Consider the following 14,241-nt stretch of genomic DNA (forward strand, 5'->3'; position numbering starts at 1 on the left):
ATGAGCATGTTTTCGATCGGCTTAAGCGGCCTCAATGCGGCGCAGAATGCCCTCAATACGACAAGCAACAACATTAGTAACGTCTATACGCCCAGTTATAATCGCGAGCTTACCCAGCTCGGTGAGGGACGTGTAGGGGGCGGCGTACGTGTCGATGATATCGAGCGCCAGTTCAATACTTACGTGGCCAATCAGCTCAATAATGCTAAGACGCAGTCCAGCGCTTTAGAAACGTATTACAACCAAGTCTCACAAATTGATAACTTGTTGGCCGATCGAGACGCAGGTCTTTCCCCGCTCATGCAGACGTTTTTCTCGTCTTTGGAAGACTTGGCAAGCTCGCCCTCTGACCCAGCAGCACGCCAAGGGGTGCTGGGAACGGCAAACACGCTGAGCGCACAGTTTCGTTCGTTCGATGGTTATTTGCAGGACATGCAGAGCAATATCAATAACCAGATCAAAGACGAAATCACTCAAGTCAACAATACGGTGGAGCAGATTGCCGGCCTTAACAAAGAGATTTCGCTGGCACGCGCACGAACTGGTGAAGCTCCGAACAGCTTGCTGAATCAGCGAGATTTTTTGGTTTCTCAGCTCAACGAGCGCATGGATTTGCGGCTCAACGTGCAGGATGGCAAGACGTACAACATTAGCTTGCCCAACGGTCAGCCGCTCGTCACGGGAACTAGCTCGTTCAAATTAGAACCCGTGCAGGCCGACTACGATCCACAGCGGACGATCGTGGGATATCGTGATGGAGGCGGTAACCTGATTCAGTTGGACGAGTCTACGGTCAAAGGAGGCGCGTTAGGTGGCTTGATGACCTTCCGTTCTGAGACGCTCGATAAAACTCAGAACCAAGTCGGACAGCTCGCCGTGTCGTTATCCGTGGCGTTTAACGAACAGCATAAACAGGGCGTTGACTTGGACGGCGTTCAGGGCGATGACTTCTTTAATGTCAGGACACCCCAGGCCTACAGTTATGAGGGCAATAGTGCCGTCACGATCGATGCAATCGCGTTTGACACAGACAACATCGCTCAACTTCGTGCAACAGATTACACCGTCAGTTTTGCTGGCGGCACTCCTACCGTGACGCGTAACGATAGCGGTGCAAATGTCGATATCGGGACAGAGTGGGACGCTGCCAACAATACGCTGTCGTTTGGCGGCATCTCCATGACGTTCAGCAATACACCGGCCAATGGGGACCAGTTCGAGGTTCAACCCGTGCGTCGAGCGGCCAATGGGATGGAAGTCAATCTCATCGATGCCGATAAAATTGCGGCGGGTTTGCCCATCAATCCCAACGATGATCCGGCCGATTGGATCGCTGCAGGCGCAGGCGATAATAGCAACGCCTTGCTGCTCCAAGATCTTCAAAGTAAAAACATCGTAGGGGGGAGTGCCTCGGTCAGCGGTGCCTATGGTGCGCTCGTTAGTGACGTGGGTAATCGCACCAACATTACCCAAGTCAACCTGGATGCGCGTCAGGGGCTAACGGATCAGCTCCGGGCCGTACAGCAGTCCGAGTCAGGCGTTAACTTGGATGAAGAAGCGGCTAACCTGATTCGATACCAGCAATTTTATCAAGCGAATGCCCGCGTGATCGATACGGCAGGTACGATCATGGATACCATTTTGAATCTGCGGAACTAATAGGAGCTTAGGCGATGCGTGTCAGTACGGTCACTATGTATGAGCAGAGTACGGCTTCCATTAACCGTCAGCAAAATGACTTTCTAAAGATTGGTCAGCAAATTGCCAGCGGCCGCCGGGTCGTCAACCCGTCCGATGATCCGCAAGCGGCATCACGTGCGGTAGGGGTGGACCAGTCGAAAGCCATCACACAGCAGTATGAAGATGCTCGGGTATCGGCACGTAATTCACTGGCACAGACAGAAAGTATTCTGAATAGTATTAGTGATGCGGTGACCAGTGCCAAAACACTATTGATCCAAGCATCCAGTGATACCTTGAGTGATGTCGATCGGGAGTCCATCGCCAGTGAGTTGAAAGGCGTTTACGAGACGATGATTGGGCAGGCGAATGCCACCGATGGTAACGGCCGCTATATTTTTGGTGGTTATAAAGATAACGCGCCGCCTTTCGTTAAATCTGCGACAGGCAGTATTGAATACAATGGTGATGTTAACGCGCGTTCTCAGCGTGTCGACTCGTCTCGCCTCATGCCTGTCACAGAAAATGGAGCAACGATTTTCCAAGGTGTGCCTAGCGGAGCAGGCTACATCGCAAACGCTGACGTAGCCAATCAGGGAAGCGTGACGTTTAGTGGACCTCAAGTGACCAGCGTCAACGACCCGAATTATGGTGAAAGCTTTCGCGTCCTTTTCGACGATGATGGGGCTGGTAACCCAACTTATACCGTTGAGCAGTTCGATGGTGCTGCTTGGCAGCCAGTAGCGGGCCTTGAAGACCAAGCTTATGACCCTGCCGGCGAGCAAATAAGTTTTGGTGGCGTCAGTTTGACCTTGAAAGGAGCTCCTCAGGTCGGTGATGAGATCTCAGTAGCGCGGCCTGGCAGCGACCAGCTTCCCGCTGACCTGTTCCGCACCATGGAAGCAGCGATTCGTGTGCTAGAGACCCCAGCAGAGAACGATACGCAAAAGGCTGCCCTTCGCAATACGCTGAATACGTCCATGCGTGAATTAGATAATTCACTAGACAATGTGTTGACGGTACGCGCTTCTGCTGGCGCAAGGCTCAATGAGCTGGATGTCATCGACGCGGTAGGCAATAACCGTATGCTCAACTATGAGCAGACGCTATCGGATCTGGTCGATCTCGACTATGCCGATGCGATTTCGGAGTATAGCCTGCGTCAAGTAGGCCTGCAGGCGGCTCAAAAAGCGTTCGTGGATATCAAAGGCATGTCGTTGTTCGACTTCATGTAGCGTCTCAGCGCCTAACGTCTACTGAAAGCCTCAGCCAGGATGCTGAGGCTTTTTAGTTCAAGGGGGCCATGGTCTCGATGAGGCTCTGGGTAAAATTGACCCCTTGGCTAAACAGCTGTTGGAGAAAGCGGCCGATATCGCTCATCAACACCATGAGCAGCACAATGCCAACGGTCAACGACGTGGGAAAGCCGATATTGAAGACGGTCAGCTGTGGCGCTGAGCGGTTGAGGATGCCTAGCGATAGGCTAATGATCAGCAGCGATGCCACCAGAGGAAGAGCCAGCAGCATGCCTGAGGCAAAAATCGTTCCTGCATACCGCGCCAGTAATTCGAAGGCATTCGGGTTCAAGGTACCGATCCCGATAGGCAGCGTTTGAAAGCTCATCACCAACGCCTCCAACACCATCAAATGGCCGTTAAACGCGAGAAACATCAGTAGCGTGACCATGTAGAGAATGCGTGAGAGCACCATGATGTTCGTGCCGCTCGACATGTCGAAAAAGCTCGCAAAGGCCAAGCCCATCTGTAAGCCGATGAACTCACCGGCGGCCTGAACGACCGCGAAGACGATATGCATCACGAGTCCAATCGCGATACCGATCAGCATTTGTTCGACGATGATGCCAAGCCCCGCCCAAGACATGAGCGGGACGTCTGGCATGGGAGGCAAAACAGGAGTAATGACGACGGCAATGACCGCTGCCAGAGACACTTTCGCTGGCGTTGGGATGCTAGAGTGGCCCCAGAGAGGCGTCGCCGTCATAAACGCCGTAATGCGTACGAAAGGCCAAAAGAAAGCGACTAGCCACCCCTGTAGCTGCGCAAAGGTGACGTCGACCATGGTTACATCACCATGGCGGGAATATTGGTGAATAGGCGCGTTGTAAAGTCGGTAATCAAACCGATGAGCCAAGGGCCTGCTAGTACTAGAACGGCAAAAACGGCCAGAATCTTTGGAATGAAGGTAAGCGTCATTTCATTGATCTGAGTGGCCGCCTGAAACAGGCTGATAATCAGACCTGTAAAGAGGGCCGCCAACAGCATGGGTCCCGCCAGAAAAAGCGTTACGCGCATGCCTTGATAAGCAACGCTCATCACCATTTCAGGTGTCATGGATAGAGGCTCCCTGCCGCGCATGCGACGTTAAATCATATAAAAACTTTCAGCCAGCGAGCCAATGATGAGCTGCCAGCCATCGACTAGTACGAAGAGCATGAGCTTGAAAGGCAGTGAGATGGTCACAGGAGGCACCATCATCATCCCTAGTGCCATCAAGGTGCTCGCCACCACTAAATCAATGATCAAGAATGGAATGAAGATGGTGAAGCCGATTTGAAAGGCTGTCTTGAGTTCGCTGGTGACAAAAGCGGGAAGCAGCACCCGCATGGGGAGCTCCTCGGGGCCTTGCAGCGGACCGACATCGGCCAGACGAACGAAGAGAGCGAGGTCGGGTTCCCGCGTCTGTGCCAACATGAACTCACGAAAGGGGAGTTGAGCACGCAGTAAGAACTCTTCGAAATTGATCACTTCGTCCGTCAAAGGCACCCAGGCGGTATCGTAGACCTGACTCAAGACGGGCGACATAATGAAAAACGTCAGAAACAGCGCAATGCCCAGTAGTACCTGATTGGGCGGCGTCGCCTGCGTTCCCATGGCGGTGCGCAGCAAGCTCAATACGATGATGATGCGTGTGAAGCTGGTCATCATCAACAGCATCGCAGGTAAAAAGGCCAGCGAGCTTAAAAATAGCAGCGTTTGTAGCGAGAGCGACCACTGCTGGCCGCCATCTTCCATTGGCTGTGATACAAGGCCGGGTAGCTGCTGAGCGGCGGCGGGTAAGGCTATCAGGCTGCCAACCAGAAACAGCGCCAACAGCCACCAGCGACGTAGAAAGGGCCAAGCAACGGGCGAAACGTGAGTCATGATGAGTGCTGAGAGTCTGAAGAGGGTGAGGCGCTTTTACCACGATTCTTGGCCAGCGCATTGGCTAGGCGCTGCGAGAAACGAGAGGGCGGCGATTCAGGCGTCGGGGGGCGGTCTAGTGGAGCGGGCCGCTCATGCAGTTTGCTGATACGGCCACTACTGACCCCCAACACTAGCCACGTATCTTCCACTTCGACGACCACCACGCGCTCACGATTGCCAACGGCAGTGGTTCCGACGATCCGAAGCCGCGCCCCCTGGTCGAACCGGTGTTGTTGCCAGCGCTTGAGCAGCGACGTACAGACCAAAATGATCGCTATGACGAGTGCGAGCGCCGCGGCCGTTTTACCCAACGCGGCCATGCCCACCAGGGCGTCACCGCCGCTTAGCGCATCGACCGAGGGCTGAGCGCTGGAAGTCGCCACGCTCATCGGTTGAGTTTATGAATCCGTTCGGACGGCGTGATAATTTCCGTAATACGGATACCGTACTTATCTTCGATGACGACCACTTCGCCCTGGGCAATCAAATAGCCGTTGATCAGGATATCCATAGGCTCCCCAGCAAGGCCCTCTAGCTCGATAACGGAGCCTTGCGCCAGCTCCAGGAGCTGTTTGATCGTGAGCTTCGTGCGGCCGAGTTCTACGGTCAGCTTGACCGGAATGTCCATGATCATCTCTAGATCACGGGAGGGGGCATTTCCTTGCTCACCGCTCAGTGGGCGAAACACCTCTTCGCTTGCAGACTTGGCTTGAGGCGCCTCTGGGGCGGGCTCATCCTCTGCATGAGACTGCTCGGCTGCTTCCTGCTCAGCCATGGCAGCTGCCCAGGGGTCCTCGTCTTCGCTGGCGGCATCCGCGTCAGACGACGGCTCTTCTTGCTCAGACATGGCTTCCGCCCAATCGTCATCAGAGACTTTTTGATCGGGTTTATTAGGATCAGTCATGCTTTGGATTCCTTGGCTTTCTGTCGCGTTGAACCTTTAATAAAGTCCTTGGACGATACGTTATTCATAGCAGCATGGTCGATCATGCGCAGTACCCGTAACGCGCGTTGCTGGCGCTGGCTACCGTACTCGCACTCCATGACGGGAACCCCATCGACACGTGCGGTAATCGTGTTAGGGATATCCACCGGCAAGACATCCCCTTTTTTCAGTCCCATGACCTGCGCAATACGGCTGGGAATTTGTGCAAACTCGGCCACCAGCTCTACTTCCGATTGGCGGAGTTCGCTTGCCATACGACGTGACCAGGAGCCGTCACTGTCATGATTACTATCGTTGATCGGGTTCACCAACAGGTCACGCAGCGGCTCGATCATGGCGTAGGGCATACAGATTTGAAAACTGCTCGAGAGGTTGCCAACTTCGATGTTGAATTTGGTATTCACCACGATCTCGTTGGGAGAGTTAGTGATGTTGGCAAACTTCGACTGCACTTCTGAGCGTAAAAAGTGGACATCGATGGGGTATACCACTTTCCAGGCTTCTTGATACGCATCGATCGCCAGATTCAATAATCGCTGAATGATGCGCTGCTCGGTGTTGGTGAACTCACGCCCATCCGACTTGGTGACGAAACGTCCGTCGCCCCCAAATAGGTTGTCCACCACCATGAAAACCAAATTCGGTGGGAAAACCACCAGTCCAGAGCCTCGCAGCGGTTTCATCGATACGATATTGAGGTTGGTGGGTACCGGTACGTTGCGTGAAAAGTTGCTGAAGCTCTGATAGCTAACAGACTCTACCGTGATGTCTGAGCTGCGCCGAATCAGGTTGAACAAGCCGTTGCGGAAATAACGCGCAAAACGCTCGTTGATAAAATCGAGCGCGTGAAGACGTTCACGAATGACCCGGTGCTGTGTCGACGGGTCATAAGGACGTATACGCGACTCATCCTGCGTTTGAGAAGACGCTACCGAGGGCTCGTCATCTCCGCTGACGCCTTTGAGTAAGGCATCGATCTCTTCCTGGGACAGTAGATCGTCCTGCGACATGAACGGCTCCGTTCCCTAGGTTATTGCACAATGAATTCGGTAAACAGCACTTCCCGAAGGTCTAGCGGGGGCTGGTTTTCCGTCAGTGGAACGCTCAAGCGGTTAATGATTTCTTGGGCGAGCGTCTCTTTGCCTTCTGTCGAGGTCAGCTGGTTGGCTTGCTTGCCTGAGAGCAGAATGAGCAGACGGCTGCGAACTTGCGGCATGTGCTCTTCGATGAGTGCTTTACTTTGTTCGTTACCCACACGCAGGGTAATACCCGCGTAAAGTAGGCGCGATCCAAAGCGGTCATCCGCAAGATTGACGGTAAAGGGTTCGATCTGCGTAAACACCGGAGGCGTGTGTGCGACCGTTTGCTGTTGGGTTTCTCCATCGGTGCTGCCGTCACGCTGGTCGAGCACGAGGTAGATCGCCGCCGCTGCACCTGCTGACGAGAGCAAGACAAGAATGATCATTACCCAAAGCAGTTTTTTTGATCCGCCGCTTGATTCTGCCATTGTTGTTCCCATGATGTTCACGCATGACGCTAGCCAAGCATTATGCCTAACGCGGGTGATGGTGAAGAAACGAACAGGCTTCCTTGGGGAGCCTATCTTTTGGTTTAGTTAATTAACCCGATCATGACGACATAGGTCATGCCAAACGCCGAGGCGACTTAAGCATAGAGATCGACGCGTCCATCCAGGGTTACCGGCGTGCTGTCCAACGTGGCTGTTGGCCCATTACTTTCGACGTCGTTGCCGTCAATCAGCCCGCCGCCGCCATTACCCTGCTGGGCAAAGGCTTGTTCATTGGAAGCGTTTTGCTCACCCACTGACGTTTCACCCAGTGAAATGCCTTGTTCGGCCAGCGCGTCGCGTAGTTGCGGAATCGCCTGCTCCAATACCTGACGAACCTGCGCATGAGCCGATAAGAAGTGCGCCTGGGCACCGTGTTCGGTCATTTTCAATGAAATGGAGAGCGGGCCAAGTTCGGCGGGGTGCAGTTTCATCTGAATGTGTTGCTCCCCCCCTCGCTGAGCAAATTGAACGAGTTGCTGACCGAGCTGGGATGGCCACGCCGGATGCGATACGGGAGTACCGATCGAGGAGGGGAGCGAGGTGCCCGATGGAACGGCAGCAGGGGCAGGAGTGCCATGAACATTAGGCACGTTGAGTGCTAGTTCGCTGGCGCTACCCAGCCGCGCAGCTGTGTCATTAGCGCCATTGCTGACCGCCAAGGCACTCGTCATTGCCTCACTACTGACGCGAAGTTGAGATGCATTCATTTGCGCAGCCGATGCCGTCAGCGTGCTGTATGTGGCAGGCTGACTGCTCGAGGATGCATGAGCCGTAGAGTTGGCGGCGAGCAGTGAGACGATGTGCTGGTTGCGGGACTCAAGTGTAGAGTCACCGGCCGAGCCTGTGCCGGCAGCGAGTTGCTGATAAGCAGCGACTAACGCGGCAGCATCTTGTTGGCTTATCGCTAACTGTTCGGCAATATCAGCAATCGACACGGTCTCAGCCGTGACGTCGCGGGATTGAGTCGTTGCATCACTGAAGGCTGCGACCAGCGCAAGACGACTGGAAATTTCGTCAAGCGATGATGGTGAGGTCTCTCCGGTGCTGCTGAGCATGCCGGGCAGAGCGGCTAGCTGGTCGGCGCTGGGTTGCTCTGCGTTGTGTAGCTGCGCGAGCAGCGTCGCGAGCTCTTCTTGGTCGAGCTCAATGCCTAGTGACTCCAATAGCGAGGCGAACTCCTTCAGAGCAGCCGATGCCTGTGAGGCGGATGTCGCACCGGTAGCGAGTTCTTGCGGCAGGCGTGGCTGTCCTTCATTCGCCTGAAGCATGGCTTGGCGGAAAAGACCGTTGCTGGAGAGGCTTTGAGCCCCGGTTGCCTGTGAAGCCGACATGCCATTGCCTTGGCTAGGACTCGCAGAAAGTAACAGTTGAATATTCATGAATAGGCTTCCTGACGCGACGCTAAAGGGGTTTGTCAGACTGTTGGCGAGCCAGACGATTAGTGACCATGTCGTCGCTCGCTTTCTGCTCGTGACGCGCTTGTCGGCGGTGCTCTTCTAATAACCGGCGCGAGGCCAGTGTATCGTAAGAGGAGAGTTTGCGCTGCTCCTGTTGCCAGTGCTGTTGGCTTTGTTGCACGCGCTTTTGCTGCGCCGCTAGCGCCTGTCGGGCACGGCTAAGAGCAGCATCCAGTGACGCCAAGAACTGTTGATAATTGTACATGGTAGCGGGGTCGATGCCGTCACGCATGGCTTGCTGTAAACGCTCGGCGTACTCCGCCCGATAGCGATTGAGCGACTGTAGCTGCGCTTCGGTTTGCTGCTGAGTTTGGCGCTCTTGCGCCAGCAGTTTGCCGGCTTGGTCGCGTGCATCGCGGGCAAGGTCTGTCAGCATATCGAGCTGTTGATGACTCATTTAGCCTCCCACTACCGTGTGCAGGGCTTGGCGGGACTCCTCAAGCGGCGCACACTCCTCGATATTTTGTTGAAGAAATCGCTCTAAATCAGGAAAGCGATTGACGGCTTCGTCTAGCCGAGGGTCATGCCCAGGGCTGTAGGCTCCCACGCTGATCAAATCGCGGTTGCGTTGATAGCGTGAAAAGAGTTGTTTGAACGTTCGCGCTTTCTGCTGCTGTTCTTGCGTCACGATGGCAGTCATCGCACGACTGATAGACGCTTCTATGTCGATGGCAGGGTAGTGGCCTGCTTCGGCCAGTGTGCGTGATAACACGATATGGCCATCCAAGATCGCCCTGGCCGAATCGGCGATAGGGTCCTGCTGGTCATCTCCCTCGGTGAGTACGGTATAGAACGCCGTAATCGAGCCGCCGCCTCGCTCCGCATTTCCCGCCCGCTCGACCAAGCCAGGCAATTTGGCGAACACCGATGGCGGATACCCTTTCGTGGCGGGCGGTTCGCCGATGGCGAGCGCGATTTCCCGCTGGGCCATGGCATAGCGCGTTAGCGAGTCCATGATCAGCAACACGTTGCGCCCAGCGTCGCGGAACCCTTCGGCAATGCGCGTGGCGTAAGCGGCCCCCTGCAATCGTTGGAGGGGCGACGTGTCGGCAGGGGCGGCGACGACCACGGCGCGTCGACGGCCCTCTGGACCCAAAATATTGTCGATGAAATCCTGCACTTCGCGGCCACGCTCGCCGATCAAGCCAACCACGATCACATCGGCTTGGGTATAGCGTGCCATCATACCCAGCAGTACCGATTTACCGACGCCAGAGCCAGCGAATAGCCCCATGCGTTGGCCTCGGCCTACGCTAAGCAGTGCGTTGATGGCGCGGATACCAACATCGATCTGTGACTCTATGGGCGCTCGAGACAGTGGGTTGAGCGGTCGAGACTGCAGGGTCGTGCGGGGTGCCTCTTCGACGCTTTCACGGTCGTCGAGCGGGTTACCGTTACCATCGAGCACGCGCCCCAGCAGTTCGTCGCCGACTGGGAAGCGACGAGCACTATGCCCGTTGCCATCGACCAAGGGCGTCACCCGTGCGCCTGGCATCAAGCCAGAAATTTCTTCCAGCGGCATCAGGTAAAGCTTATCGCCCGAGAAGCCAACGACTTCGGCTTCGGCATGCTTATCACTGTCGTTCAGGCGGCCATCGGCGCCCGGAAGTTCGATTTGGCAGGCGCTGCCAACCGCCACACGTAACCCGACTACTTCGATCACCATGCCCGTTGCGCGCACCACGCGACCGCTGGTGCGGTAATACGGTAGCCTTCCCACGCGCTGAGTCGTGCGTTGGAGAGCTTTTTGCCATCGGTGCTGATGCGGGCAACGTAAATGGTTCATGGCATTATGCTCCCGATGATGGCGCGCTGTGGCGCTTACGGAGCTGAGCTTGGACGCTCTGCCAACGGCTTTCGAACGTGGCATCCAATTCGCCCTGGGCGCTGGTCAAGCGACAGCCGCCACGTGCCAGCTGGTCATCCGGCTGCAGCGTCCAACTGGCCGCTTCTAGCTCGCTGCCTAAGTGCTCAGCGACGAGTTCATGGTCAGCGGGGTTGAGCCATAGCCGTTGGCTGCCAACGAGCGGAGGCTCGGTGTGCAGCAGCTCTCGCACGATGGCGAGAATATGGTCGGGATGGTCTGCCAATGCCTCGCCTGCCAACTGCTTGCCGGTGATCAAAGCAAGCTCTACCAGGTCGTGAGCAATGGTGTCGTCAAGGCGCTCAAGAGCATCGGAGAACTGTTTAGCTAACGCCGCCAGAGGTGTCACGCTCTGGCGGATTTGTTCGTTGAGCTCTTGCACGGCATGCTCGCGGCCTTCGCTAAGGCCTTGGGCATACCCCTCTTCATGTCCGCGCGCCAGCCCTGCCTGGTACCCCTCTTCTTCGGCGGCTTTGCGCAGTCGTTCGTAAATGTCTTTGCGCTCTTGCTCTTCACGTACCCGCGCTTCCTCTGCTGCGCGCCGTGCCGCCTCGACTTTTCGCTGGTGTTCGTTAGGCACTTTGCCATGGCTGTCGAATTGTGAGCGGCGGGTCGAGGTCAGCTCGTCCATTTGCCAACGTCGCCAATCTCCGTGACGGTCAAACTCGGGAGCATGCGTATTAGACATACTCGTCGTCTCCACCTGCTAGGACGATTTCACCTGAATCAGCCAGGCGGCGAACGATTTGTAGAATCGCTTTCTGCTCGGTTTCTACCTGGGAAACGCGAATGGGGCCACGGGCTTCCATGTCTTCGCGAACCAAGTCGGCAGCACGCTGGGACATGTTGCGCAGGAATTTGTCCACCAGCGCGTCTTGGGCTCCCTTGAGTGCCACCACCAAGGAGTTCGTCTCGACTTCTTGCAGCACCATCTGAATGGCACGGTTGTCCAGGTCCAGCAAGTTCTCGAACAGGAACATCTCGTCGATGATTTTCTGGGCAAGATCTTCGCTGTGCGAACGAACGGTCTCGATGGCCACTTCTTCCTGAGACGAATTCATCAGGTTGAGGATCTCGGCCGCCGTTCTTACGCCGCCCATTTTGCTACGCTTGAGGTTCTGGCCATCGAGCATACTGCTGAGCACCTCGGTGAGCTCCTGCAGAGCGGCAGGCTGAACGCCGCTGAACGTGGCAATCCGCAGGACGACATCGTTACGCAACTTCTCTTCGAACAGCTCGAGAATATCGGCCGCCTGATGACGATCCAGGTGTACCAGGATGGTCGCAATGATCTGCGGGTGCTCGTCGCGGATAAGCTCCGATACCATGGATGCTTCCATCAGGTTCAGGGCATCGATACCCGAGTTTTCGCCCGTAGATTCGAGAATGTCCTCGATGAGGCTGGTGGCTCGCTCACTGCCCAGCGCCTTGGTCAGCACCGACCGAATGTGTTCGCTTGAGTTGAGGTTCAGGGCCACGAACTCTTCGGTCTCGCGATGGAAGGCTTCTAGCACGGCTTTCATGTCTTCATGGGAGACTTGGTGAAGCCGCGCCATTTCGGTACTGATCTCTTGCACTTCGCTGGCGCTGAGGAATTTGAACACCTCTGCGGCGCTGTCTTCATCCAGCGCCAGCAGGAGAATGGCGCTTTTACGAGCGCCGCTCATTTCGGCAATGCTAGTCATTGGCGTTCATCCAACTGCGAATGATCATCGCGACCATACGGGGGTCTTCCTGAGCCATCTCTCGCAGATCGTTAAGGTTGTGTTCGTAGAGCGACGTTTTGCGACGGCGCTTGGGCTTGCTGCTGTAGGTGTCTTCCTCGTCGCCATCACTCTCACTCTCCTGCTCGTCCTCTTCATCTCCTATGCGTGTACTCAGCGTTCCTCCAGGCATGGCAGCCGCCATCACCGGAGGTTGCGTGTAGCGCTTGATCAGCGGGCGCAAAATCAGCCAATAGAGTAGCAAGGCGGCAATAGCGACAAGAAGGTAGCGGCCCAGCGTCGTCGCCATGGCGATGTTGTCGGGGTGCTGCCACCACACCGGTTCGATGCGAGTCTCGTCATCGGCGGCAAAGGGCGTATTCACGACTTCGACTTGGTCGCCTCGTAGCTCAGAGAATCCCATGGCCTGCTGAACAAGGCGTTCGATCTGGGCGATCTCCTCGGCGCTGAGAGCCACCTGTTCTACCTCGCCCTCTTCATTGGTCACGCGTCGGAAATTGACAACGACCGCTGCAGAGAGCCTTTGGACTTGGCCCAGGCGATGCTGAACGTGCTCGATGCTGCGGTCGACTTCGTAATTCACCACGTCTTCTTGACGCAGGTTGCGCAGCGCACCGGGCTCGGCATCGTCGTTCCCATCGCCCTCTTCTGCATCTGGCTGATTGATGGGGGAGGGAGCGACACCTGGCGGAGTATTGCTGAGCGCGCCAGGAATGCCGGTCGCTAACGGGTCTTCGCCATCGTACGACAGGCTCAGCTGGCGACTGCGTACGGCGGACTCGTTAGGTGCTTGGTTGGGGCTATAGCGCTCGGAGGTTTGCTCACGACGCGAAAAATCGATTTGAGCCGCTACCTGGGCGCGTACATTGTCGCTGCCCATGATAGGCGACAGGATGTTTTCGATCCGCTGCTGGTAAGAGCGTTCGACTTCCGTGATATAGGCCAGCTGAGTGCCGTCTAGATCGTTGCCTTGGGCGCTGTTGGCTGTCAGTAGACGCCCGTTTTGATCGACGACGGTGACGTCCTCAATGGCGAGTTCGGGCACGCTGCTGGACACCATGTGGACGATGGCGCTCACCTGACCCTCACCCAGTACCCGCCCAGGTAACAGAGTGAGCACGACGGATGCCTTGGCAGGCTCCCGGTCGCGGATGAAGACCGACGGCTTCGCCATGGAAAGATGCACTCGGACGCGTTCGACGGGCCCCAGCGACTCGATGGACCGGGCAAGCTCACCTTCCAGTCCACGTTGGAAGTTGACCTGCTCAGCAAACTGGCTAATACCGAACGCCTGCGTTTCCATGAGCTCTAGACCCAGGTTACCCCCTTGCGGTAGACCCTGTTCGGCCAGTTGAAGGCGCAGGGTGTGCACTTGGTCGCTGGGTACCAGCAGGGCTTGGCCACCCTGGCTGAACTGATAGGGAACGCCACGGGTATCTAGCTCTGTAATGATTCGGCCGCCGTCAGCTTCGCTGAGGTTGCTATAAAGCACCCGGTAGTCGGGACTGCTGGCCCACATGAAGAGGGCGGCCACAATCGCGATAGACGCAGCAGCGGCCACCAAAACGACCACAAGCGGATTGCCGCGCAACTGCTTCATAGTGCGCTCAAAAACCGATGGGCTGTTGGTGTCGTTCTCTGCAGCTCCGCTACGCGGAGGGCTTTGTGTCGTGCTGTTTTGACGGCCTGCCGTCGCACCCGTTTCGCTCATGCGTCCCTCCAGATGGGAAGGCAAAACGGGGGTCGACCAAGGCGCATCACCAAAGAAGGCATAGGCTATATCCGTCAATCGCGGTT

15 protein-coding genes are annotated in these 14,241 nt (G+C 56.2%); 2 read left to right on the plus strand and 13 right to left on the minus strand.

The window, feature by feature from the left end; all coding sequences use genetic code 11:
* Together flgK and flgL are read left to right on the plus strand one after the other, a co-directional pair.
* Complete coding sequence (gene flgK / locus GYM47_RS00465; protein WP_153843277.1) at positions 1-1,659, plus strand: flagellar hook-associated protein FlgK; 1,659 nt, start codon at positions 1-3, stop codon at positions 1,657-1,659.
* 14 nt (positions 1,660-1,673) lie between these two features.
* Positions 1,674-2,915, plus strand: coding sequence for a flagellar hook-associated protein FlgL (flgL, locus tag GYM47_RS00470; protein ID WP_153843276.1), 1,242 nt, complete (start codon positions 1,674-1,676; stop codon positions 2,913-2,915).
* A gap of 52 nt (positions 2,916-2,967) precedes the next feature.
* On the opposite strand, the gene fliR is transcribed toward flgL, so the two are convergent.
* From fliR to fliF, 13 genes are all read right to left on the minus strand, one after another.
* Entirely contained in the window at positions 2,968-3,759 is a 792-nt protein-coding gene (fliR, locus tag GYM47_RS00475; RefSeq protein WP_139527787.1) for a flagellar biosynthetic protein FliR, read from the minus strand.
* A 2-nt stretch (positions 3,760-3,761) separates the two neighbouring features.
* Complete coding sequence (gene fliQ / locus GYM47_RS00480; protein WP_044629584.1) at positions 3,762-4,031, minus strand: flagellar biosynthesis protein FliQ; 270 nt, start codon at positions 4,029-4,031, stop codon at positions 3,762-3,764.
* Between the two features lie 30 nt (positions 4,032-4,061).
* Complete coding sequence (fliP, locus tag GYM47_RS00485; RefSeq protein WP_139527788.1) at positions 4,062-4,841, minus strand: flagellar type III secretion system pore protein FliP; 780 nt, start codon at positions 4,839-4,841, stop codon at positions 4,062-4,064.
* On the minus strand, positions 4,838-5,272 hold the full coding sequence (gene fliO, locus GYM47_RS00490; RefSeq protein WP_139527789.1) for a flagellar biosynthetic protein FliO: 435 nt from the start codon (positions 5,270-5,272) through the stop codon (positions 4,838-4,840). Before fliO ends, fliP begins: the two co-directional genes overlap by 4 nt.
* Positions 5,269-5,787, minus strand: coding sequence for a flagellar motor switch protein FliN (gene fliN, locus GYM47_RS00495; RefSeq protein ID WP_139527790.1), 519 nt, complete (start codon positions 5,785-5,787; stop codon positions 5,269-5,271). The genes fliO and fliN overlap by 4 nt, the downstream gene beginning before the upstream one ends.
* Positions 5,784-6,839, minus strand: a complete 1,056-nt coding sequence (fliM, locus tag GYM47_RS00500; protein WP_139527791.1) for a flagellar motor switch protein FliM — start codon at positions 6,837-6,839, stop codon at positions 5,784-5,786. Before fliM ends, fliN begins: the two co-directional genes overlap by 4 nt.
* Before the next feature lie 20 nt (positions 6,840-6,859).
* Positions 6,860-7,336, minus strand: coding sequence for a flagellar basal body-associated protein FliL (gene fliL / locus GYM47_RS00505; RefSeq protein ID WP_139527792.1), 477 nt, complete (start codon positions 7,334-7,336; stop codon positions 6,860-6,862).
* A 158-nt stretch (positions 7,337-7,494) separates the two neighbouring features.
* On the minus strand, positions 7,495-8,778 hold the full coding sequence (locus GYM47_RS00510) for a flagellar hook-length control protein FliK (RefSeq protein WP_153843275.1): 1,284 nt from the start codon (positions 8,776-8,778) through the stop codon (positions 7,495-7,497).
* Between the two features lie 22 nt (positions 8,779-8,800).
* Positions 8,801-9,253 carry a flagellar export protein FliJ gene (fliJ, locus tag GYM47_RS00515; RefSeq protein ID WP_139527794.1) on the minus strand — a complete coding sequence of 151 codons (453 nt, stop codon included), beginning with the start codon at positions 9,251-9,253 and terminating at the stop codon, positions 8,801-8,803.
* A complete protein-coding gene (gene fliI / locus GYM47_RS00520) occupies positions 9,254-10,642 on the minus strand; it encodes a flagellar protein export ATPase FliI (protein WP_139527795.1) in 1,389 nt (462 codons plus the stop codon).
* 4 nt (positions 10,643-10,646) lie between these two features.
* The gene (gene fliH / locus GYM47_RS00525; RefSeq protein WP_153843274.1) at positions 10,647-11,408 is read right to left on the minus strand and encodes a flagellar assembly protein FliH; all 762 of its coding nucleotides are present in this window, start codon (positions 11,406-11,408) and stop codon (positions 10,647-10,649) included.
* Positions 11,401-12,405, minus strand: a complete 1,005-nt coding sequence (gene fliG, locus GYM47_RS00530; protein WP_139527797.1) for a flagellar motor switch protein FliG — start codon at positions 12,403-12,405, stop codon at positions 11,401-11,403. The genes fliH and fliG overlap by 8 nt, the downstream gene beginning before the upstream one ends.
* Positions 12,398-14,155, minus strand: a complete 1,758-nt coding sequence (gene fliF, locus GYM47_RS00535) for a flagellar basal-body MS-ring/collar protein FliF (RefSeq protein ID WP_153843273.1) — start codon at positions 14,153-14,155, stop codon at positions 12,398-12,400. Before fliF ends, fliG begins: the two co-directional genes overlap by 8 nt.
* Between the last annotated feature and the right edge of the window lie 86 nt (positions 14,156-14,241).

Origin of the sequence: Vreelandella piezotolerans (assembly GCF_012427705.1) — a bacterium.
Classification (GTDB): Bacteria; Pseudomonadota; Gammaproteobacteria; order Pseudomonadales; family Halomonadaceae; genus Vreelandella; species Vreelandella piezotolerans.

Coding starts and splice junctions, on each gene's coding strand:
- fliL (WP_139527792.1), bottom strand. CDS start 7,336: ATGGCAGAATCAAGCGGCGGATCAAAAAAACTGCTTTGGGTAATGATC.
- fliP (WP_139527788.1), bottom strand. CDS start 4,841: ATGACTCACGTTTCGCCCGTTGCTTGGCCCTTTCTACGTCGCTGGTGG.
- fliN (WP_139527790.1), bottom strand. CDS start 5,787: ATGACTGATCCTAATAAACCCGATCAAAAAGTCTCTGATGACGATTGG.
- fliG (WP_139527797.1), bottom strand. CDS start 12,405: ATGACTAGCATTGCCGAAATGAGCGGCGCTCGTAAAAGCGCCATTCTC.
- flgL (WP_153843276.1), top strand. CDS start 1,674: ATGCGTGTCAGTACGGTCACTATGTATGAGCAGAGTACGGCTTCCATT.
- fliR (WP_139527787.1), bottom strand. CDS start 3,759: ATGGTCGACGTCACCTTTGCGCAGCTACAGGGGTGGCTAGTCGCTTTC.
- fliM (WP_139527791.1), bottom strand. CDS start 6,839: ATGTCGCAGGACGATCTACTGTCCCAGGAAGAGATCGATGCCTTACTC.
- fliI (WP_139527795.1), bottom strand. CDS start 10,642: ATGAACCATTTACGTTGCCCGCATCAGCACCGATGGCAAAAAGCTCTC.
- fliQ (WP_044629584.1), bottom strand. CDS start 4,031: ATGACACCTGAAATGGTGATGAGCGTTGCTTATCAAGGCATGCGCGTA.
- GYM47_RS00510 (WP_153843275.1), bottom strand. CDS start 8,778: ATGAATATTCAACTGTTACTTTCTGCGAGTCCTAGCCAAGGCAATGGC.
- fliH (WP_153843274.1), bottom strand. CDS start 11,408: ATGTCTAATACGCATGCTCCCGAGTTTGACCGTCACGGAGATTGGCGA.
- fliF (WP_153843273.1), bottom strand. CDS start 14,155: ATGAGCGAAACGGGTGCGACGGCAGGCCGTCAAAACAGCACGACACAA.
- flgK (WP_153843277.1), top strand. CDS start 1: ATGAGCATGTTTTCGATCGGCTTAAGCGGCCTCAATGCGGCGCAGAAT.
- fliO (WP_139527789.1), bottom strand. CDS start 5,272: ATGAGCGTGGCGACTTCCAGCGCTCAGCCCTCGGTCGATGCGCTAAGC.
- fliJ (WP_139527794.1), bottom strand. CDS start 9,253: ATGAGTCATCAACAGCTCGATATGCTGACAGACCTTGCCCGCGATGCA.